19 protein-coding genes and 1 pseudogene are annotated in these 20,456 nt (G+C 59.0%); 12 read left to right on the top strand and 8 right to left on the bottom strand.

Going from position 1 to position 20,456, the window contains the following annotated elements; all coding sequences use genetic code 11:
- Window positions 1-34: 34 nt before the first annotated feature.
- The gene (locus QA646_RS15385) at window positions 35-748 is read right to left on the bottom strand and encodes a DNA helicase (protein WP_283056282.1); all 714 of its coding nucleotides are present in this window, start codon (window positions 746-748) and stop codon (window positions 35-37) included.
- A 318-nt stretch (window positions 749-1,066) separates the two neighbouring features.
- On the bottom strand, window positions 1,067-1,747 hold the full coding sequence (locus tag QA646_RS15390) for a redoxin domain-containing protein (protein ID WP_283056283.1): 681 nt from the start codon (window positions 1,745-1,747) through the stop codon (window positions 1,067-1,069).
- Between the two features lie 251 nt (window positions 1,748-1,998).
- Between QA646_RS15390 and QA646_RS15395 the strand changes: the two genes are divergently transcribed.
- Entirely contained in the window at window positions 1,999-2,262 is a 264-nt protein-coding gene (locus QA646_RS15395; protein ID WP_283056284.1) for a hypothetical protein, read from the top strand.
- A 228-nt stretch (window positions 2,263-2,490) separates the two neighbouring features.
- On the opposite strand, the gene QA646_RS15400 is transcribed toward QA646_RS15395, so the two are convergent.
- From QA646_RS15400 to QA646_RS15420, 5 genes are all read right to left on the bottom strand, one after another.
- Window positions 2,491-3,372 (bottom strand): ABC transporter permease, encoded by an 882-nt coding sequence (locus QA646_RS15400; RefSeq protein ID WP_283056285.1) that lies wholly within the window; start codon window positions 3,370-3,372, stop codon window positions 2,491-2,493.
- A 13-nt stretch (window positions 3,373-3,385) separates the two neighbouring features.
- On the bottom strand, window positions 3,386-4,204 hold the full coding sequence (locus QA646_RS15405) for an ABC transporter ATP-binding protein (RefSeq protein ID WP_283056286.1): 819 nt from the start codon (window positions 4,202-4,204) through the stop codon (window positions 3,386-3,388).
- A gap of 109 nt (window positions 4,205-4,313) precedes the next feature.
- A complete protein-coding gene (locus QA646_RS15410) occupies window positions 4,314-5,327 on the bottom strand; it encodes an ABC transporter substrate-binding protein (protein ID WP_283056287.1) in 1,014 nt (337 codons plus the stop codon).
- 232 nt (window positions 5,328-5,559) lie between these two features.
- Window positions 5,560-6,573 (bottom strand): ABC transporter substrate-binding protein, encoded by a 1,014-nt coding sequence (locus tag QA646_RS15415; protein ID WP_283056288.1) that lies wholly within the window; start codon window positions 6,571-6,573, stop codon window positions 5,560-5,562.
- Between the two features lie 676 nt (window positions 6,574-7,249).
- Window positions 7,250-7,411: a hypothetical protein gene (locus QA646_RS15420; protein WP_283056289.1), complete on the bottom strand. Its 162-nt coding sequence runs from the start codon at window positions 7,409-7,411 to the stop codon at window positions 7,250-7,252.
- Window positions 7,412-7,696: 285 nt separating this feature from the next.
- Between QA646_RS15420 and QA646_RS15425 the strand changes: the two genes are divergently transcribed.
- The 6 genes and pseudogenes from QA646_RS15425 (at window position 7,697) to QA646_RS15450 (ending at window position 13,119) form a co-directional block, all read left to right on the top strand.
- Window positions 7,697-8,155 (top strand): helix-turn-helix transcriptional regulator, encoded by a 459-nt coding sequence (locus tag QA646_RS15425; protein ID WP_283056290.1) that lies wholly within the window; start codon window positions 7,697-7,699, stop codon window positions 8,153-8,155.
- Window positions 8,156-8,415: 260 nt separating this feature from the next.
- Window positions 8,416-10,458 carry a DNA-binding protein gene (locus tag QA646_RS15430; RefSeq protein WP_283056291.1) on the top strand — a complete coding sequence of 681 codons (2,043 nt, stop codon included), beginning with the start codon at window positions 8,416-8,418 and terminating at the stop codon, window positions 10,456-10,458.
- A 31-nt stretch (window positions 10,459-10,489) separates the two neighbouring features.
- Window positions 10,490-10,693: pseudogene (locus QA646_RS15435) on the top strand (hypothetical protein); the annotation flags it as partial.
- A 107-nt stretch (window positions 10,694-10,800) separates the two neighbouring features.
- Complete coding sequence (locus tag QA646_RS15440; RefSeq protein WP_283056293.1) at window positions 10,801-12,021, top strand: YcaO-like family protein; 1,221 nt, start codon at window positions 10,801-10,803, stop codon at window positions 12,019-12,021.
- Window positions 12,018-12,743, top strand: a complete 726-nt coding sequence (locus tag QA646_RS15445; protein ID WP_283056294.1) for a TfuA-like protein — start codon at window positions 12,018-12,020, stop codon at window positions 12,741-12,743. Before QA646_RS15440 ends, QA646_RS15445 begins: the two co-directional genes overlap by 4 nt.
- A 133-nt stretch (window positions 12,744-12,876) precedes the next feature.
- Window positions 12,877-13,119, top strand: a complete 243-nt coding sequence (locus tag QA646_RS15450) for a hypothetical protein (RefSeq protein ID WP_283056295.1) — start codon at window positions 12,877-12,879, stop codon at window positions 13,117-13,119.
- Between the two features lie 228 nt (window positions 13,120-13,347).
- Here QA646_RS15450 and QA646_RS15455 read toward each other — a convergent pair whose 3' ends face one another.
- The gene (locus QA646_RS15455; RefSeq protein WP_283056296.1) at window positions 13,348-14,031 is read right to left on the bottom strand and encodes a TetR/AcrR family transcriptional regulator; all 684 of its coding nucleotides are present in this window, start codon (window positions 14,029-14,031) and stop codon (window positions 13,348-13,350) included.
- Window positions 14,032-14,114: 83 nt separating this feature from the next.
- Here QA646_RS15455 and QA646_RS15460 point away from each other — a divergent pair, with 83 nt between their 5' ends.
- From QA646_RS15460 to QA646_RS15480, 5 genes are all read left to right on the top strand, one after another.
- Window positions 14,115-15,431: an efflux RND transporter periplasmic adaptor subunit gene (locus QA646_RS15460; RefSeq protein ID WP_283056297.1), complete on the top strand. Its 1,317-nt coding sequence runs from the start codon at window positions 14,115-14,117 to the stop codon at window positions 15,429-15,431.
- A gap of 9 nt (window positions 15,432-15,440) precedes the next feature.
- Window positions 15,441-18,587 carry an efflux RND transporter permease subunit gene (locus QA646_RS15465; RefSeq protein ID WP_283056298.1) on the top strand — a complete coding sequence of 1,049 codons (3,147 nt, stop codon included), beginning with the start codon at window positions 15,441-15,443 and terminating at the stop codon, window positions 18,585-18,587.
- 95 nt (window positions 18,588-18,682) lie between these two features.
- Window positions 18,683-19,705 (top strand): zinc-binding alcohol dehydrogenase family protein, encoded by a 1,023-nt coding sequence (locus tag QA646_RS15470; protein WP_283056299.1) that lies wholly within the window; start codon window positions 18,683-18,685, stop codon window positions 19,703-19,705.
- A gap of 82 nt (window positions 19,706-19,787) precedes the next feature.
- Complete coding sequence (locus QA646_RS15475) at window positions 19,788-20,033, top strand: plasmid stabilization protein (protein ID WP_283056300.1); 246 nt, start codon at window positions 19,788-19,790, stop codon at window positions 20,031-20,033.
- The gene (locus QA646_RS15480; protein WP_283056301.1) at window positions 20,030-20,455 is read left to right on the top strand and encodes a type II toxin-antitoxin system VapC family toxin; all 426 of its coding nucleotides are present in this window, start codon (window positions 20,030-20,032) and stop codon (window positions 20,453-20,455) included. Before QA646_RS15475 ends, QA646_RS15480 begins: the two co-directional genes overlap by 4 nt.
- Window position 20,456 lies beyond the last annotated feature (1 nt).

A 20,456-nucleotide genomic window follows, 5' to 3' on the forward strand; every position in this document is an offset into this window, starting at 1 on the left:
TCCGACCGCCGGCAACCGGGATCAGTTGGGGCTGCTACCCTGCTGCCGGAAGCTGGACTTCACCCTTGTTCAGGAAAAATGTCTTGTCGAACAATGCCAGATCCAACGGATTAGGCAGCCGGACATCTGCCAGATCCGGATAGGCTTTCATCGACGCATCATAGGACCGGTCGATCTGCGAGATGAAGACGATGATCAGGCCTCTCTCGCGCGCGAAAGACCTCAACGCGCGAACCTGCACCATCAATTCCGGTTTTTGCCGGTTCTGGTCGAGTATCTGCAGATAATCGATGACCACCAGCGTTCCCTTGGCCGCAGACCCCAGCCTCTCGATGATATAGTCGGCGCTGATCGCGTCGGAACTGTCGAATTCGAACAAGCCTTTGAAAGGTTCGAACTCCGCACCGATCATCCGGAAGCGATCGAGAACGACCCTTTCGGTATCCTCCAGCGTGAAGAAGGCGCCCCGATTGCCGGATTTCATCGCCTCGACCGCCAGCCTGAGACTCATCAATGTTTTGCCGTAACCCCGACGGGCGCCCAAAAGCACCAGATCGCCAGGGTCCAATTCTGCGAACATCGCTCCCGCGGGGTTGGTCGCCTCCGCACGAGCAGCGAGCAAGCTCCAGCCGCGGAAACCTTCCTCGGCAGCGATTCGGTCAAGTGCTTCGTGCAAGGGAATATTCTCCTCGCGCGACATGAGCCGGGCTTTACGCTTCAAGCGATAAATTGGGCCAGAAAGCCTCATCTGCAAAACCTCCTATCGCGAGCAACGATTGCAACCCCTCCTTATGCCTGGCGCTCGAACAGTCGGTTCGATGATCGATCAGCCCCGCATGAACGATACTTTCCCGAATGGAGGGGGGAGGCATGGGCTTTGCCGGAATGAGACCATAAGCCGATTCTCGTCCGGAGGAAATTGTGCGATTGGATAGCAGCCACCGCCCGGCGGTTCCGCCGCATATGGACGACAGCTTTGCGCCGAGAGCGGTCATCGCCCGATCAATGCGTCTCGTTGCCCTCATTCGACATCGTGCAATAACGCGGGCAGGCGGGTCGCTGCAGGTCAGCGTCCAAGGTCGCTCGCGGCGGCGATGATCTCCGCTGCGGTCGGGAAAATGGAGAGGCTGTTCGGTCCGTCCAGCGACTCAATTTGTACCCAGCGGATTGTGCCGTTCGCATCGACTAGGAAGTGCCCGACGAGCTGGGTAGCGTGCGTGGCGAAGATCGCATTATCGGCTTCATCAAGCTCGAAGCAGTCCTTGGCGTTGAGTACCGTGTTGGCTTCCATCGGGTGTAGCGGTTCCGGCAACTCGCCCGTGGGGTTGATGCGTGCCGCCTGGAACTGCGCCATCGTCGCGCTATAAGGCCATTCGGGCTGCTCGCTGCTCCCATCGGGCAGGAACTCAGCATATGGCACACCGTAGGCCCGATGCGTGCGGCAGTCCGGATCGCATAGTAGCATTACTGGTGTCGGACGGTGGCGGAAATACAGGCGAGCGCGTTCCACCGGCGTGTTGATAACGGCCACGGTCTCCACCCCGGCGGCGCGCAGCGTGGGCTGTATGCCGGCGAGCTGCTCTACCTGACGCCGGCAGAACGGGCAGTGCAGCCCGCGAAAGAAGCCGATCAAGAACGAGCGACCGATCAAGTCGGCGAAAGAGACCGTTCCGTCGAAGTTGGCCGTGGCTAGTGTGAACGCGGGCGCGGTTTCTCCAGGTTGCAGCGGGCGCTTTTGGTCTCCCATGGAATAATTCCTTTCTCGTATCGTCTAAGGTGAAACGACCGAAATTGAACTATATCACTTGTCTCAAGAAGGCCTATCGCTCGATGTTGATCCGCCGAGAGTGGCGGCGCAGGTGCCACTTTGAGCCGGAAGCAGACGAGAACATCAACATTTCTGCCATTTGCGCGCGACAATGCACTCCGCCCATCGGGGTAATATCAATGTGATCAATCGAGGCGTAGTGTTCCATTTCGCCTTGAGAGGAGGATGCTATGCCTACCATATTGGCCTATCACGACGTCAAAGACGTCAAACACTGGCTTGCTTCACCACGCCGTAAAGAGGTTTTCGAACCCCTCGGGTGCGCAAACATTCGCACCTTTGTCGATCCGCAAGCGTCGAACCGGGTCGGCCTAGTCATGGACGTTCCCGACATGGATCGCTTGGCGGAATTTATGAAGTCCAAGTCAGCGGCGGATGCGATGGAGTACGACGGAGTATTGCCGGAGACCTTGGTGATCCTCGTTCAATCGTAGCGGAAGATGTCGCATTCAAGGGTCCGCGTGATGAAGGCCGGTTCAGGGTTTTGGAATGATGGCTTAGAGCATGATGCCGAAAAGTGTGAGCGGTTTTCGGACGACATCATGCTCTACTTCTTTGATTCTAGAGCCGGATGATGCTGATTGCCGACGCCGGGATGACGGCAAAAAAAGAGGCCGGGTGGGGGTGCCCGGCCTTGGGAGGAAACTGAATGCCTGGACGGCTTATTGCACGTCCATATGCTGCTGCGGACGCCATCTGGTGATGCGGTTTTCGACGAGCGTCATCACATATTCGGCGCCGAGCGTCACCACCATCACCAGGATGATCGCTGCATAGAGACCGGCAGCGTCATAGGTGCCCTTGGCGATCGAGATCAGGTAGCCGATACCGGCAAGCGAGCCGACGAATTCGCCGACGATCGCGCCGATGATAGCGAACGAGAAGGAGATGTGCAGGCTTGCAAAAATCCAGCTCATCGCCGACGGCAGGATGACGTTGCGGGTAACCTGCCAATTCGAGGCGCCGAGAATGCGGGCATTGGCGATCATGTTGCGGTCGGCTTCACGTACGCCCTGGAAAGCGTTGGCGAAGACAACGAAGAACACCATGATGAAAGCGAGCGCCACCTTGGACGGCAGGCCAAGGCCCATGATCATCACGAAGATCGGCGCGAGAACGACGCGCGGGATCGAGTTGATCGCCTTAATGTAAATCGACAGAATATCGGAAGCCAGCTTGTTGCGGCCAAGTGCGACGCCGACGAGAACGCCGGTGACCGAGCCGATGACGAAGCCGATCAACGCTTCTTCCATGGTGACGCCGAGATGATACCAGAGCGAGCCGCTCTCGGTGCCCTCGCTGATCCAATCCCACAGACGCAGCGCAATGCCATAGGGGCTCGAATAGAAGAACGGATCGATCCAGTGCAGATCGGAGGCGACTTGCCAAAGGCCAAGGATGGCGAGCAGAATGCCGATCTGCCAGGCGACGACGATGTACTTGCGGCGGGTGAGCGCTTTCAGCGCTGCGGCTTCGATTTCCGCGTCCGAGGTGCCGGCGCGGAAGATCGGGGCGTTGCCTGCTTCGAGAGCTGTGTTTGCCATGATCAATCCTCCCTTATGCCGCTTCCGCAGCACGGCGATAGCTGGTTTCGACCTCTTCGCGAAGATCGTCCCAGATCGTCTTGCAATAATCGATGAAGTTCTGCTCGTAGCGGATCTCTGAGACGACGCGCGGGCGCGGCAGCTCGATCGTATAGACCGACTTCACCGTCGCCGGGCCAGCCGTCAGCACGTAGACCTTGTCGGCGAGCGCCACGGCCTCTTCAAGGTCGTGCGTGACGAAGACGACCGAAGCCTGGCGTTCGGCCCATAGCTTCAGGAGCTCTTCATGCATCACCGTGCGGGTCTGCACGTCGAGCGCGGAGAAGGGCTCATCCATCAGCAGGATTTCCGGCTCGTTGATGAAGGTCTGCGCCAGCGAAACGCGCTTGCGCATGCCGCCCGAGAGCTGATGCGGATAGTGATGCAGAAACTTCGAAAGCCCAACGCGGGCAAGCCAGTCCTTTGCACTCTTTTCGGCTTCCGCCTTCGATTTGCCGCGAAACAGCGGGCCGGACATGACATTGTCGATGACGTTCTTCCAGGGGAAGAGCGCATCCGTCTGGAAAGCGAAGCCGACGCGTGGGTCGATGCCGTTGACAGGGCCGCCCATCAGGCGAACTTCGCCGGCGCTGGGCTTCGCCAGCCCGGTGACGAGATTGAGCGTCGTCGACTTGCCGCACCCGGTCGGGCCGACGACGGCGACGAATTCACCGCGCTCGACGGTCATGTTGAAATCGCGCAGTGCCGTCAGCGATTTGCCGGTCGGGGATACGAAACGGCGGCTGACATTGATGAGCTCGATCGCCGGCGTGCGGCGTTCATCCTGTTGCATGGTGCTGATCCTGACGCGTGCCTTCGGGGCGTGCACGCAAAGCCCAGTGAACTGCAAAGTCTCTTGAGCTGCCGCTTCCGGAACCGGCCAGAAGCGGCATTATGACTGCTTACTTGACGTTCTTGACGAATTCCGTCGTGTAGGTCTTCGACAGGTCGATCGTCTTGCCTTTGACGTTCTTGGAGAACTGCGAGAGTACCGCAAGAACGGTCTTCGGACCATCTTCCGGCATCACGCCATCGGCGGTGAACATTTCCTTGCCGGCATCGAGAGCCTTGATGTAGCCCTCCTTGTCGCCGACGTAGAAATCCTTCGGCATCTTCTCGGCAATCTCCGCACCGGAATGGGTGTTGATGAAACGCAGTGTCTTGACGAAGGCGTTGGCAAGCTTCTGCACTTCTTCCTTATGGGCATCGACCCAAGCTGCATCCATATAGAGCGACGCGGCCGGATAGGTGCCACCGAGCGCGGCTTCGGTGCCCTTCACGGTTCTGAGATCGACAAGAACCGAAGCTTCGCCGGTCTTCAGCAGGCGCGAGATCGTCGGTTCGGTGGTCATGCCCGCCTGAATGGCGTTCTGCTGCATGGCGGCAATGAAGGTCTGGCCGGCGCCGACCGGAACCGGGGTAACGTCAGCCGGCGACAGGCCTGCCTTGGACGCCATGTAAAGCGTCAGGAAGTTGGTGGACGAACCGAGGCCGGTAACGCCGACGCTCTTGCCCTTCAAATCGGCGAAGGACTTGATTTCCGGATGCTTGGTCGACACCAGCTCGACTTCGCCCGGCGCCTGGCTGAATTGCACGACGGATTCGATGAACTTGCCCTTGGCCTGCAGATCGACGCAGTGATCGTAGAAACCGACGACACCCTGGACGGCACCGGCGAGAAGCTGGTTTTCGGCGTCGACGCCAGCGGATTCGTTCAGAAGCTCGACGTCGAGGCCTTCGTCCTTAAAGTAGCCGAGGGATTCCGCAAGTTTGGCCGGCAGATAGATCTGCTTTTCATAACCGCCCACCATGATGGAGATCTTGTCGGCGGCATGCGCCGCTGTCGCGCCGAGGGATGCGGCGGTCATGACGAGGGAAAGGGCTACGGAATGAAAAAGCGTGCGCGATGAACGCATGAATGTCTCCTCCTGTTAGGATGCCTGCGTCACATGTTCGCGCATGGCATGTGCTTCCTCCACGAAGCTTCACGAGCCTAGCGCGGGCAACCTTTCAGTAAGCTTTCAGCGAAAATTTCGCAGGACGGCATTGCGATTTTTTTCTCGGCGCCGCCTGCGGGCAGGGTCGAAACGGCAAATCCGAGACGATGACCGCCGCCGGCATTTGCCGGAGGCGGCGCGATGCAGCGCCTTACTTGGCGTTCTTGACGAACTCCGTCGTATAGGTCTTCGACAGGTCGATCGACTTGCCCTGAACGTTCTTGGAGAACTCGGAAAGCACAGCGAGGACGGTCTTCGGCCCATCTTCGGGCATCACGCCATCAGCGGTAAACATCGCCTTGCCGTTTTCAAGCGCCTTCACGTAACCCTCCTTATCGCCGACATAGAAGTCCTTCGGCATCTTGTCGGCGATCTCGGCGGCGGAATGGGTGTTGATGAAGTGCAGCGTCTTGACGAATGCGTTCGCAAGCTTCTGCACTTCCTCCTTATGATCCTTGACCCACGACGCCTGCATATAAAGAGACGCGGCAGGATAGGTTCCGCCTAGAGCGGCCCTTGTTCCATCCATCGTGCGCATGTCGATGAGCACCTTGGCCTCGCCGGTCTTCAGGAGGCGCGAGACCGTCGGCTCGGTTGTCATGCCGGCCTGAATGGCGTCCTGCTGCATGGCTGCGATGAAGGTCTGGCCGGCGCCGACCGGGACGGAGGTGAATTCACCAAGCTTCAAACCGCTTTTGACCGCCAGATATTGCGTCAGGAAGTTGGTCGACGAGCCGAGACCGGTCACGCCGAGGCTTTTGCCCTTGAAATCGGCAGGCGACTTGATCTCAGGATGCTTGGCCGACACAAGCTCGACTTCGCCGGGCGCCTGGCTGAATTGCACGACGGATTCGACGAATTTACCCTTGCCCTGCAGATCGATGCAGTGATCATAGAAACCGACGACGCCCTGGACAGCGCCGGCAAGCATTTCGTTTTCCGCGTCGACGCCCGCCGGCTCGTTCAGAAGCTCGACATCGAGACCTTCGTCCTTGAAGTAGCCGAGGGCTTCCGCAAGCTTGGCCGGCAGATAGATCTGCTTTTCATAACCGCCCACCATGATGGAAATCTTGTCGGCGGCGTGAGCCGCCGTGACGCCGAGCGAGCCGGCAGCGATGACGAGGGAAAGGGCTGCGGAATAAAGGAACATGCTTGATGAACGCATTAAATATCCTCCTCTCATTGGATGCCGAGCGCTTGATCGCCACCTCGGCATATGCTTCCTCCCGAAGCGGAACAGACTTGCACGAACAACCTTTCAGTGAGCTGAAAGGGCGTCAGTGACCTTCTGAGCGGGAAAAGCGTTCCGGTTCCCAATGCAGATGTTGCGAGTACCGGTGATTTACAATGCCTGTGCGAGTTGCATCATCGGCAATTAAAGCAGGGGTTTGTGGACGACAGCGGAGTTCTGTTGGATCGTCGTGCCGCCGTGCTTGGACGGCCGGGGCTCGCTGACCCCCCTGCTGTGTTGGCATGGCGGGCCCCGCAAAAAATCAAGAATAAAGGCGGAAAAAAGGACCCGCTGTTCTTGGTGCAGCGGGCCTAAAGACTCCAGCAACTGTCCGGGCGCGGGCACGACCGGACGATGGGCATTAAGACCATCTAATATAACAGGGTCAAGACGCGATTCCGACCAATTTTGGTTATGTCGCTCAACCATTAATAGAGCTGTCGCTTTACGAAATACGCTAGAGCGTTGATTTTATAATTAGAAAATATAACGGAGATCTTTTCAAAAGGAATGAGCTTTGCGGAGAAAAATTTACTTCTAGGCTCCTTCGACTCCTCCCCAGGATGCGCAATTTCCACCTATCCGCACGCTTAAAAAAACTAACGCAGCGTTAGTTGAGGGTAACACAGCAGGCAACTCCTGCAGCCGCGGATAAAAGACCTGAGAAAAATTTTTCCATCGAAAGAACGCGCAACCAGATTTCCGCGGTCTTCTCAAATCCTGAAGCTTTCTCAGGTCGAGCGGAAATATAGTCCAGTGCAGAACCGGTCACGATCCGGCTCCCGCCGGCATGCCTGCCAAGGATAACCCCATGCGTCCTCTGTAAAAATACTGATCGTTCTCAGTCTTTAGTCCAATTGACGCGAAGCTTCTTTTCTGCCGTTTATCTATCTGACGTTTGAAGGAAAAAACTCTGGCGTCAGGACTTTTGGTTGAAAATTATCGATATTTAATACACACTGAACGGGCAGATTGGGGACGTGTCCTTGCCTCTTCCCCGGGCATCTGTAAGGTGGCGCCCGCCGGGGTACCCCCGTTCGAATGAGGAGACTGCGCAGTGAGTGCAAAAGTACCAAATCCGATTGACGCCTATGTCGGCTCACGCGTGCGCATGCGCCGGCTTATGCTCGGCATGAGCCAGGAACGGCTCGCCGAACAGATCGGCGTTACCTTTCAGCAGGTGCAAAAATACGAAAAAGGCACCAACCGCATCGGCGCCAGCCGACTGCAGGCGATCGCAGGAGTTCTAGCCGTCCCTGTCGCTTTCTTCTTCCAGCAGGACAATACGCAACCGCTGACGACAGAAGGGCTGGGCGCGATCACCGGCCTTGAAGACCTGTCCGATTTTCTGACCTCCAAGGAAGGCCTCAGCCTCAACAAGGCCTTCATGAAGATCAATGATCCCGGCGTCCGCCAATCCGTGCTGACGCTCATCAAGTCGCTGGCCAACGCCTCCGAGCCCACGGTCATGAATGCGCCGCCTGCGGCCGAAGTTCCTTTCGGCCTCAGAAACTGATCTCCATGCCTCGCCCTATGAAAAACGGGTGAGGCGCGGATCATGATCGAATGATAGATTGTCCCCATATCGACGATCGCGGCATCCGCAATCGCAGAAAAGGATTGAGCGCGGCGCGTTCGTTCGAACTCGGACGGATGGCTCCGGCTTTTTGAAAAAAGGGCATTCCTTCCGCTTTCAGGCAATTCATCTCAAAGCAGGATGTTCTAGCGATTGCGATAGGATAGCAGGCATCGTAGTGTGAAATTCATGAATCGTAGATGACACCTGTGATCACGCAGGGCGTTGGTGATCGCGAGCGATACCGGAATCGCGGTTGCGATACCGGGACGCTGCTAATGCAGTGGGGACGCATGGATTTCAGGCTGCTGACATTCGGAGACCTACGTCTCGTCGACGGAACAGGCTCTATTGTGCCTTTTCCCGAAAAGGGTCTGCTGTCGATCTGCTTTCTGCTGACGAGCCCCTCGCCGCAAAAGACCCGTGCGGAGCTTGCGGAATTTCTTTGGGGCGACATTCCCCTGGATAAGGCGCTTGCCAATCTGCGGCAGACCCTGTCGCGTGTCAAAAACCGGCAGGACGAACTTGGAGTAGCACTGCTGCTGATCGAGCAGGCGACCGTCAGCATCAATGTCCAAGCCTTCACCACCGATCTCGCACTGCTGAACGCGGTGTCGCAAACCAATCCCCACACCGCGCTGGACGGATTGCTGCAACTCGGCCGCTGGGATTTTCTCGCCCGCACCGAGGTCATCGGCGGCCAGGCTCGCATGTGGCTGCATGCACAGCGCGATCGCATCAAGACACAGATATTGACGACGCTTCGCGATGCCATCGCGGCCATAAGCGAAGATGCGGACGCGACGATTATCAAAGAGGCGGCGCTGCGGTTGTTCGAGGCCCACCCCGAAGATGAGGCGGTCTACCAGCTGCTAAGTGAGACCTATGCCGGCGAACCCCAGCTCGAAAGCGCCCGTCATATTTTCGAGAGCCGCAGAAAATATAAATGGGGCGAATTGCCCGTCGCCCCCGACCCACAGACGCTCAGCGTCGCGCGGCGGTTGTTCGAACGCCAGCGCAGCGTCGCGCCACAGCTTCGGCAGGAAGCAAGCCCACAATTGGAAATCGTTCCGCCGGCGCCGCGCGGGCCGCCCAAGCTTGCGCTGCTGCCGCCCGTGAACCTAGCGCTAGGCCATCAGGCGGCAGTCGTCCTTGCTTCCGCGCTGATGGAAGATATCACGGTCGGCCTTTGCGTCTTGAAGACCGTAACAATGGTGGCGCCCTACACGGCTGAGAAAATCGCGCTCGACTCCGACCGGATCGCGACTCTCGAGAGATACGGCATCAGCTACATTCTGGACACCAAACTCAGCTTTGATGGCGATGCCTATGGCCTGTTTGCGCAATTGATTTACGTCGGCAATGACGAGGTGGTCTGGGCCGAACGCTTCAGTATGGATGCCCATACACTGCCGCGCCAGCACCGCGAAATCGCTCAACGCATCGTCGCGACGGCCGCCAGCCATATCGAGCGCAACGAATTCTCACGGGATTATTTCGAACGCAATCCGGAAGCCTACCATCAGTATCTGCTCGGCCAGCGATATCTGAAAAACCTCGGCCTTCCGGACATCCGCCGTGCCCGCAAGGCTTTCCAGGCGGCACTCAAGGAAAATCCCTATTTCTCGCCAGCCTTGAGCGGAATAGCCCGTACCTATCATATGGAGTGGCTGGTAACGGCACGCGGCGATTCGCAATTGTTGAAGCAGGTGGAAGAAGAGGCTGGCAAGGCGATCGCCGCCGGCCAGGACCTTGCGGCCGGCTACCGTGAATTTGCCGCCGCGAAGCTCTATCAGAATGATTTTGACGAGAGCCTGAAGGCTTTTGACCTCGCCGAAACCATCAGCCCGCACCACGCCGATGTCATTGCCGACTATGCAAACACACTAGTTCATGCTTCACAACCGGCCGAAGGTTTGAACAAGATAGAGAGCGCCATCAAGCTCAATCCACTAAGCCCGGATCTCTATTTCTGGACAGCAGCCGGCGCCAGTTATCATCTGGAGCAATACGAGGATGCCATGAACTACATCGACCGCATGGCCGATCCTGCTCCAGCGGCGCGACTTGCAGCCGCCACTGCCGCGATGGCGGGAGATACGCGCAAGGCCAGAGCTCTTGTGCGCAAGGTCAAAGAGACCTATCCAGATTTCGAGATCGATACATGGCTCTCCATCGTGCCCATCCGCGAACAATGGCAGAGAGACCATTATCGGGAAGGACTGCGACGTGCAGGTTTTTGAGAATATCTTTTGACAAGAGAGGGGACTGAGCATGGCAAATTTCGTAGTAATTGGAATTCCCGGCGATCCGCAACTTTATCTCGCCGATCTCGGCGCAGGCACAGTATCGCCACTCCAGGCACCGGCGGGCACCACTCTCGGTACCGCCGATCAGTTGCGGAATGCTGGCGCAATCATCGTCAAGGGCGTTAATCTCGCCATTACGGTCGGCAGCTCTGCTCATGCCGCCAGTGGCCAATTCGACGACCAAGCCGCAACTATCCAATTCGACGAGGGGCCTGCTTCAGGCCAGTTTGATACCGACGTCAAACCGTGATCACAGCGTTGTCTCCGGCCGCGCTCATGCCGCGCAATTCGGGCCAGCAGGACGTTGCTGTCGGTCCATCCTATTCTGACCGCATCTGCGCGGCCGAAGAGACGTTTCGACGGATAGAACCCTGTCTTGCTAGCCACGGCGTTACTCGCCTTGGCCGGCTGACTGGACTCGACAAAATCGGCCTGCCTGTCTGGCAGGCCGTCAGTCCGAATGCCAGGTCGATCGTCATCAACAACGGCAAGGGCATCACGGATATCGACGCCAAGGTCTCTGCCGCCATGGAGGCGCTGGAACGAACGGTCGCCGGCGCCCCTGCGATCAAGCCCATCTACACCAGCCGACAGGAACTGCTGGCCAAAGAACACCATGCTGACTCGCTTCCGTCTCTCATCGGCCGCGGTCAGGCCGATATCGCCGATGGAGAGGAAATCGCCTGGGTAGAGGGTCACGATCTCATAGCCGGTCGAAACGCCTGGATTCCCTTCGAGGCCGTGACGCTCGACCGCACCCCCCGCAAATCACGCTTCTGGCAATGCTCCGACGGTCTCGCCTCCGGCAATGTCCTGACCGAGGCCATTCTGCACGGCTTGCTCGAACGCATCGAGCGTGACGCCAAGGTGCTGTGGGATATTTCCGAACCGGCCCTACGCGCGGATACGTGCATCGATCCCACCTCGCTTGCCGACCCGGTGATGGACGCACTGATAGGTAAGATTGACGTCGCTGATCTGGCGCTCAAACTATTCGACGTAACGAGCGATATAGGAATCCCGGCCTTCGCCGCCTTTCTCGGCCCGGTCGAAATCGCGCGGGCAAAACATGTCCGTTATCTCGACGTCACCATGGGCAGCGGTGCGCATCCCTCACCGGTGCGGGCGGCGATCCGCGCTGTGACGGAGGCGGCGCAATCGCGCCTCACCTTCATCAGCGGCGCCAGGGACGACATCCGACCCGATGATTTCACCCGGGAGCTGCCGGAAAGCATCCGCCGTTGTTTTGAAGCGGAGCCGAAGCCGGCGGCACGATCAGAGGAAGCCTTGCCGCACGGCGCCGAGCCGCTGTTGCATTTGACTCTAGAACGAATGCGCCAGGCCGGCATCAATTCCGCCATCGCACTTTCGCTCGGCCAAGCATCGCTTCCCTTTGCCGTTGCCAAGCTTATCGTGCCGCAACTCGAAAATCCTGCCGGCGAGCGCAAGCGTCGCTTCGGCTATCGCGCCATTTCCAAGACGTTGCGGCTGCTATGAAGTTCCTGTTCGTAGGCCCGACACTTCCCGACGCCGCCGATATCGCCGGCCCCGACATCATTCTCCGTCCGCCGGCGAGGCAGGGCGATATCGTCGGCGCAATGGAAGAGGGCGCCAATGTCATCGGTCTGATCGACGGCTTCTTCGAAAATGTCGCACCGGTCTGGCACAAGGAAATCCTCTTCGCCCTGTCGAAAGGCGTCCACGTCTATGGTGCGGCCAGCATGGGCGCGCTGCGCGCCGCCGAATGCGCGGCTTTCGGCATGATCGGCATCGGCCGCATTTTTGAGGCCTATGCCTCCGGTGCGATTGCGGACGACTCCGCCGTGGCGCAGATCCATGGTCCGGCCGAACTCGGCCACCTTCCGCTCAGCGAACCGCTGGTCAACGTGCAGACAACCTTGCACGCTCTGGCCGAGGCCGGCGCGATCAGTGAAGCCGAACATGCCGCCCTGCAGGCGCGCGCCGAAGCTATGTTCTTCAAATCGCTCACCTATCGCTCTTTGGCAAACACCGCGGATCTGCCGGATCCGACGCGGCGGCAGGAAATTTACGGTCTCCTGCGTGCCAATGCGGTCAACCAAAAACGCATCGATGCGCTGGAATTGCTTCACGCGGTTGCCGACTGCCCGAACGAACGGCAGCAACCGTCGCGCGATTGGACGTTTCAAGCCAATAGTTTATGGCGTTTCGCCTTTCATCGCCTTGAAATTGAACCGTAAAAGTCGTTTGCAATCCCGCATCGTGTCACGCTGTATGTCACGCGCCAATGCGCACGACATGGATTAAGCTCTTCTCATGTTCCTGGCGATGAGTATCTCGTTCACCAGGAACTGAGGTCATAAGGGGCATGACATGACAGCAATACTTCCCATCGAAATGGCAAGCCAGGATTCAGAGTCGCTGAAAGAGCTGGCGTCGATCGCACGGTTGATCACCTATGCGCGCCAGAGCGCCAAGAGCTTGAACGCCGAATTCCCGGTCTGGTGCCTCGATCTCGCACTCGGCGCCGTATTGCAGGAAATGTACACAAACGGCCTGCAGATGCCGCTTTTCGAAGAGGGTGTAGACAACATGAGTAGGGCTGTCGCACATTAGAGCGGTTCAGCGCTTCACGGAAACGTTGAACCGCTGCATCTTATTTACGCAATTCCGGACGGAAAACCGCTGCGCACTTTGTCCTGGAATTGCTCGAAGCGCAGTTTCTCGGATTTCTGGCGGGGGGCCGGAGAAAGATGCCGGTATGGTTCTTCGGAGCCATGCCGGCATCGCTCTTTTAGAGCAATTCCAGGAAAAGCGCGCAGCGGTCCCTGGAAGGCTGAAACCCTATCGCAGCTTCCGATGCGCCTGCACACCCGCCACGAAGATTGCGATGCACTGACGTAAGTGCCGCAGGCGGGTTTCGCGGTCGGGCCAGTCGTTCAGCTTGCCGGGATGCGAGATCATCGCGCCGAAGATCATATTCATCAGCATGCGCGCACCGCTGATGGCGTCGTCAATTTCGATCAGACCGCGCTTTTGCTGCAGGCGGAGCCAATCGGCCAGCATTTGCCGCGACTGTTCGGCGCCGTGCGTGCGCAACAGTGACGCCATTTCGGGGAACTGCTGCGCTTCGTTCACGGCAAAGTGAATGAAGGCCTCCCGCTCCCGCTCCGCCGCTTCATCGATATCGATCATGAAAATCTGTTCCAGCGCCTCATCGAGCGGCAGATCTTCCTCGGGATCGCGCGGCAAGGCCAACATCGAGGCGCGATGCTCGGCGATAATCGCCATGAAAAGCTCGGTTTTGCTCGAAAACAAGCGATAAAGCGTCTGTTTGGAGATCCTGCATCGCGCCGCGACGAGGTCCATGGTCGTGCCGCCATAGCCGAGTTCATGAAATGTCGCGCGGGCCTCGGCAACGATCTCTGCGCGCTTTGCGTCGTCACTCGCCGTCTTCGGACGGCCGCGTGGGCGGCGAGCGGCAGCTTGATCTGCGTCCCTTCCCCCCATCTCCGTCCGTGCTTCCATCTTCACCTCAAAAAGGCCAAATGAGATTGACATTTATAGCGGTGCCAATATTTTCCGTACTAATTGGTACTGTAATTAAGACAATGGGAAATAGCAACGTGGGAAAGCTCGCCTCTTCTACCGGTATATTCGTACGTCCGGCGACATCCGAACGCCTCCCGGCCGCACGGCTCTCGCTGATCGCAGCAGGGTTCGCCGCCACGTTGCTGCTGGCGGGCTGCAACGAGCAGAAGGCTGCTCAAAACAATGCGCCTGCCGTCAAGGCCGAAGTCAGTGCCATGACGCTGCATCCGCAATCGGTTGCGATCACCGCGGAGCTGCCCGGCCGCACCAGCGCCTATCTGATCGCTGAAGTGCGGCCGCAGGTCGGCGGCATCATCCGCAGCCGCAATTTCAAGGAAGGCAGCGAAGTCAAGGCGGGCGACGTGCTCTACGAAATCGACCCCGCCTCCTATCAGGCCGCCTATGACAGCGCCGCCGCCGCTCTGCAGAAGGCAGAAGGCGCCGTACCGAGCGCGCAGGCCAAGATGGACCGTTACAAGGGCTTGAGCGCCCAGAACGCTGTCAGCCAGCAGGATTACGACAGTGCACAGGCGGCCCTCGTCCAGGCACAGGCCGATGTCGCCTCCGCCAAGGCCGCGCTCGAGACCGCACGCATCAATCTCAATTACACGAAATTACGCGCGCCGATCGGCGGCCGCGTCGATGCCTCGACAGTCACCGTCGGCGCGCTCGTCACCGCCGATCAGACGACGGCGTTGACCACCATCCGCCAGCTCGATCCGATGAATGTCGACGTCACGCAGTCGAGCACCAACCTGCTCGAATTCCGCCGTGCCATTGCGGAAGGCCGGTTGAAGACCAGCGGCAACAACGTCTCGGTCCACCTGACGCTGGAGGACGGCACCGACTACAAGCAGACCGGCAGGCTCGAATTTGCAGAGGCCTCGGTTGCCGAAACCGTCGGGACGATCACCGTGCGCGCCGTCTTCCCAAATCCGGATCGCGTGTTGCTGCCCGGCATGTATGTTCGCGCCAGCATCGAGGAAGGGATTGCGGAAAACAGCTTCCTTGTGCCGCAGCGAGCAGTTACGCGCAATACGAAGGGCGAGCCGGTCGCGATGTTCGTCGGCGACGACAACAAGGTTCAGCAGCGTGTGCTGAAGGTGCAGAGAAGCATCGGCAACAGTTGGCTGGTCAATGAGGGCATGAAGGATGGCGACCGGATCATCGTCGAAGGCGGCCAGCGCGTCCGTACCGGCCAGGATGTCAACGTCGCCGCGGTGACCATCGACGATGCGACTGGCGAGGTGAAGCAAGCGGCCGCCGATGTCAAGCCCGCCGAACAGGTCCAACTGGAAAAGACCGACGGCAAAGCGGCCTCCGGCGCCCAGAAGTAAGGTGGTTTGATGTCTCGTTTCTTCATTGACCGGCCGATCTTTGCCTGGGTCATCGCCATCATCATCATGCTGGCGGGCGCGCTGTCGATCTTCACGCTGTCGATCTCGCAATATCCGCAGATCGCGCCGACGACGGTGCGCATAACCGCAACCTATTCAGGCGCCGATGCCCAGACGGTCGAAAACTCGGTGACCAAGGTCATCGAGCAGGGCATGACCGGCATCGACAATCTCGATTACATGGCCTCCACGTCGACGTCGACGGGCCAGGCCTCGATCTCGCTGACCTTCACCAATAAGGCCAATGCGGACGTGGCCCAGATGCAGGTGCAGAACAAGCTGCAGCTCGTCACCGCGCAATTGCCGCAGTCCGTTCAGAATACCGGCATCACGGTGTCGAAATCGACCTCGAACTTCCTGATGGTCATCGGCTTCGTCTCGACCGACGGCAAACTCAATTCCAACGACCTTGCCGACTACGTCAACAGCACCCTGAATGACACGCTGAAACGTGTCCCCGGCGTCGGTGACACCCAGCTCTTCGGCGCCGGTTACGCCATGCGCATCTGGATCGATCCGGACAAGCTTGCGAAATACCAGTTGATGACATCAGATGTCGTCTCGGCAATCGAAGCACAGAACACGCAGGTTTCGACCGGCCAGCTCGGCGCATTGCCACAAATGCCGGGCCAGCAGCTCAATGCGACGGTGACAGCCAAGAGCCGCCTGCAGACGCCGGAACAGTTCAACAACATCATCCTGAAGAGCCAGTCCAACGGTTCGCTGGTGCGCCTCAACGATGTTGCTCGCGTCGAACTGGGCGCCGACAGCTATACCAGCTCGAGCGCCTTCAACAATCAGCCGTCGGCCGGTCTTGCGGTGATGCTTGCCTCCGGTGCCAACGCCATCAATACGGCCGAAGCCGTCCAATCGACGATCAACAACCTGAAGCAGACTCTGCCGCCGAATGTCGAAGTCGTTTATCCCTACGACACGACGCCCTTCGTCAAACTGTCGATCGAGGATGTAGTCAAGACGCTGTTCGAAGCCATCGTGCTCGTCTTCATCGTCATGTTCGTCTTCCTGCAGAACATCCGCGCCACCCTCATTCCGACACTTGCCGTTCCGATCGTTCTGCTCGGCACATTCGGCGTACTCTCTGCCTTCGGCTACTCCATCAATACGCTCACCATGTTCGGCATGGTGCTGGCGATCGGCCTGTTGGTGGACGACGCGATCGTCGTGGTCGAAAATGTCGAGCGCGTGATGGATGAGGAGGGTCTCTCGCCGCGCGAGGCGACGATAAAGTCGATGCAGGAAATTACCGGCGCCTTGATCGGCATCGCCACCGTTCTGTCGGCCGTGTTCATCCCGATGGCCTTCTTCTCCGGCTCGGTCGGCGTCATCTACCGTCAGTTCTCGGTAACGATCGTGTCGGCGATGATCCTGTCGGTCATTGTCGCGCTCATCCTCACGCCTGCGCTTTGCGCCACCATTCTCAAGAAGCCCGAACACGGCGCCAAGGAGCGGGGCCTCTTCGGCTTGTTCAACCGCAACTTCGACCGCGGCGTCCGCGGATATCAGCGCAGCGTGCGCGGCATCATCAAGGGGACGCCCTTCTTCCTCGTCCTGTTCGTGCTGATCGCGGGCGTCGTTGGTTATCTGTTCAACCATCTTTCCAGCTCGTTCCTGCCGGATGAAGACCAGGGCATCCTGATCACCAGCGTGCAGCTCCCGCCGGGTGCAACGGACTACCGCACCAAGGACGTGCTGGCACAGGTCAGAAAGTACTATCTCGAAAAGGAAAAGCCTTATGTCGACGCCGTCTTCACCGTCGCCGGATTCGGCTTTAACGGACAGGGGCAAAACGTCGGCCTGGCCTTTATCAAGCTGAAGGATTTCACGGAGCGTCAGACAAAGGAAAGCAAGGCGCAGGCGATCGCCGGACGTGCCATGGCGACCTTTTCGAAGATCAAGGACGGCAGCGTCTTCGCACTGGCGCCGCCGGCAATCCCGGGCTTCGGCAGCTCGGCAGGCTTCGACTTCTTCATCAAGGACATCAACGGCGCAGGGCATGAACAGCTCATTGCCGCCCGCAACCAGTTGCTTGGCGCTGCGGGGAAAAACCCCAAACTATTCGGCACGCGTCCGAACGGTCAGGAAGATACGCCGCAATATTCGGTTGTGATCGACCAGGAAAAGGCAAGCGCCCTCAACATCAACCTCTCCGACATCGACACGACGCTCTCGACCGCCTGGGGCGGCACCTATGTCAACGACTTCATCGACCGCGGCCGCGTCAAGAAGGTCTATGTCCAGGCGGATAAGCAGTTCCGCATGCAGCCGGAGGATTTCGGCCGCTGGTATGTGCGCAATTCCGATGGCGCCATGGTGCCTTTCTCCGCCTTCTCGAAGGGCGAATGGACCTACGGCTCGCCGCGTCTCGAACGCTATAACGGCTCGTCCGCCGTGGAAATCCAGGGTGCCGCCGCCCCCGGCGTCTCCTCCGGCGACGCCATGAACGAGATCGACAAGATCATGGCGTCTCTGCCGCCTGGCTTCAGCCACGAATGGACCAGCCTGTCGGCCCAGGAAAAGCTTTCCGGCAATCAAGCGACCCAGCTCTATGCCATCTCCATCCTGGTGGTTTTCCTGGCGCTGGCCGCCCTCTACGAAAGCTGGTCGATCCCGCTCGCCGTCATGCTGTCGGTGCCGATCGGCATCTTCGGCGCCCTTCTCGCCGCCACCATTTTCGGCCAGTCGAACGACGTCTATTTCAAGGTGGGCCTGCTCACGACCATCGGTCTAGCGGCCAAGAACGCCATCCTGATCGTCGAATTCGCGATCGAACAGCAGGCGAACGGCAAGGATCTGATACCGGCGACCTTGGAAGCGGCCCGTCAGCGCCTTCGACCGATCCTCATGACCTCGCTCGCCTTCATCCTCGGCGTCATGCCGCTGGCGATCGCCAACGGCGCGGGCTCCGGCAGCCAGAACTCGATCGGCATCGGCGTCATGGGCGGCATGATCTCGGCGACCGTGCTCGGCATCTTCTTCATCCCCTTGCTCTTCGTGTCCGTACGTCGCATCTTCAAGGGCGGGATGCGGTCGGCAAGCGCCACGGCATCGGAACCAGCGCCGGACACCGCGCACTAGAACATGATCCCAAAAAGTGCGCGGCAGTTTTCCGTCCGGAATTGCGTCAAAACAATAGGGCGTCACCGGCAAGCGGTCTAAGGGAGGAGAATGCTGTGATCAGGGCTTTGATGATCGAGGCGGAAAACGTGACGTGCTTCCACGACGTCGCGGAAGCACCGCTCGGCGCCGGCCAGGTCCGTGTCGGCGTGCGGCACATCGGCCTCTGCGGCAGCGATCTCAACACCTTCAAGGGTCTCAACCCGCTGGTAAAGCTGCCCCGCATTCCCGGCCATGAAATCGGCGGCGAGATCCTTGCCGTCGGCCCCGGTGTCGATCCCGCCTATGCGCCCGGCCGCCGCGTCATCGTCATGCCCTATACCAATTGCGGCGAGTGTACCTCCTGCCGCAAGGGCCGGCTCAATGCCTGCCGTTACAACAAGACGCTCGGTGTTCAGCAAGATGGCGGTCTGGCCGAGGAGATCGTGCTACCGGCTGAAAAGCTGATCCTCAACGATACGCTGCCGCCACGCCATCTGGCCCTGGTCGAGCCGTTATCGGTCGGCTTTCATGCGGTCGAACGCGGGCGTGTCGCGAAAGGTGACCGCGTCATCGTGCTTGGCTGCGGCATGATCGGCATGGGCGTCCTGATCGCCGCCGTTGCCCGCGGCGCCGAGGTCATCGCCGTCGATCTCAGCGAGGAGAAACGCGCGCTCGCCCGGCAATTCGGCGCCGTCGAGGCGATCGATGCCGGCAGCGAGGATGTCGCCGCCAAGGTTAGCGAACTGACAGGCGATGACGGCGTGGACGTTGCTTTCGAGGCCGTCGGCCTGCCCGCGACCTTCACCCAGGCCATCGATCTCGCCTGCTTCGGCGGCCGCGTCGTCTATGTCGGCTATTCCAAGGCGCCGGTCACCTACCAGACGCAATTCTTCAACCTGAAGGAACTCGACATCATGGGTTCCCGCAATGCCCTGATGCGCGATTTTCAAAACGTCATCAGCCACCTCGAGAAGATCGGCGACAAAGCCGACGCGCTGATCTCGAAGGTCTTTCCTTTTGAAGAGGCTGAAAATGCGCTCCCCTATTGGGACAGTCACCGCAATGCACTGAAGATCGTGATTGAGCGCGGCGGCTAATCTATCTATCCGGGCCAAACTCCCATTTGAAAACTCCGCTATCAATGATTAATATGCAATCATTGATGACTGGAGAAGTCCCTTGGCCAGCATGACGATTCGCAATCTCGATGATCATCTGAAGACGCGACTGCGTGTTCGCGCGGCTGCACATGGGCGATCGATGGAAGATGAGGCACGCGATATCTTGCGAGCCGCATTGTCGACCGAGGAAAAACGGCAGCCTAATTTGGCCGAGACAATTCGTCGTCGTATGGCTGCCACCGGTGGCGTCGTATTGGAGATCGCGCCACGTGAACCGATTCGACCGGTCGACCTTGACCCATGATCATTCTCGACACCAATGTCATTTCCGAACTATTGGCGCCATTGCCTTCGCCAGCCGTTGAAGCGTGGCTTGCCTCCCAGCCTCCCCTATCGGTTTTTACGACGGCAACGACACAAGCGGAAATCCTTTACGGCCTCAGGCTGTTGCCCGCCGGCCGACGTCGCAGCCAATTGGAGGCTGCCATTCTACCAATATTCGAAGAGGATTTTGCCGGACGAATTCTGCCGTTCGACAGCGAAGCAGCGGACGTTTACTCTGTGATTGCAGCATCGCGTCGTCAGGCCGGCAAGCCAATCAGCCAGTTCGATGCTCAGATCGCAGCAATCGCCGCATCCCGTGGGGCAGCACTTGCAACCCACAACGTGCCGGATTTTTTGGACACCGGAATTGCGATCGTCAATCCGTGGGACCACCGCGACTGAT

The sequence above is a fragment of the Rhizobium sp. CB3090 genome (genome assembly GCF_029714285.1).
Taxonomy (GTDB): Bacteria; Pseudomonadota; Alphaproteobacteria; order Rhizobiales; family Rhizobiaceae; genus Rhizobium.

Bases quoted from the DNA above. Each gene is read 5' to 3' on its own strand.
- QA646_RS15385 (WP_283056282.1), bottom strand. From the start codon at position 748: ATGAGGCTTTCTGGCCCAATTTATCGCTTGAAGCGTAAAGCCCGGCTC.
- QA646_RS15390 (WP_283056283.1), bottom strand. From the start codon at position 1,747: ATGGGAGACCAAAAGCGCCCGCTGCAACCTGGAGAAACCGCGCCCGCG.
- QA646_RS15395 (WP_283056284.1), top strand. From the start codon at position 1,999: ATGCCTACCATATTGGCCTATCACGACGTCAAAGACGTCAAACACTGG.
- QA646_RS15400 (WP_283056285.1), bottom strand. From the start codon at position 3,372: ATGGCAAACACAGCTCTCGAAGCAGGCAACGCCCCGATCTTCCGCGCC.
- QA646_RS15405 (WP_283056286.1), bottom strand. From the start codon at position 4,204: ATGCAACAGGATGAACGCCGCACGCCGGCGATCGAGCTCATCAATGTC.
- QA646_RS15410 (WP_283056287.1), bottom strand. From the start codon at position 5,327: ATGCGTTCATCGCGCACGCTTTTTCATTCCGTAGCCCTTTCCCTCGTC.
- QA646_RS15415 (WP_283056288.1), bottom strand. From the start codon at position 6,573: ATGCGTTCATCAAGCATGTTCCTTTATTCCGCAGCCCTTTCCCTCGTC.
- QA646_RS15430 (WP_283056291.1), top strand. From the start codon at position 8,416: ATGACACCTGTGATCACGCAGGGCGTTGGTGATCGCGAGCGATACCGG.
- QA646_RS15440 (WP_283056293.1), top strand. From the start codon at position 10,801: ATGCCGCGCAATTCGGGCCAGCAGGACGTTGCTGTCGGTCCATCCTAT.
- QA646_RS15445 (WP_283056294.1), top strand. From the start codon at position 12,018: ATGAAGTTCCTGTTCGTAGGCCCGACACTTCCCGACGCCGCCGATATC.
- QA646_RS15450 (WP_283056295.1), top strand. From the start codon at position 12,877: ATGACAGCAATACTTCCCATCGAAATGGCAAGCCAGGATTCAGAGTCG.
- QA646_RS15455 (WP_283056296.1), bottom strand. From the start codon at position 14,031: ATGGAAGCACGGACGGAGATGGGGGGAAGGGACGCAGATCAAGCTGCC.
- QA646_RS15460 (WP_283056297.1), top strand. From the start codon at position 14,115: ATGGGAAATAGCAACGTGGGAAAGCTCGCCTCTTCTACCGGTATATTC.
- QA646_RS15465 (WP_283056298.1), top strand. From the start codon at position 15,441: ATGTCTCGTTTCTTCATTGACCGGCCGATCTTTGCCTGGGTCATCGCC.
- QA646_RS15480 (WP_283056301.1), top strand. From the start codon at position 20,030: ATGATCATTCTCGACACCAATGTCATTTCCGAACTATTGGCGCCATTG.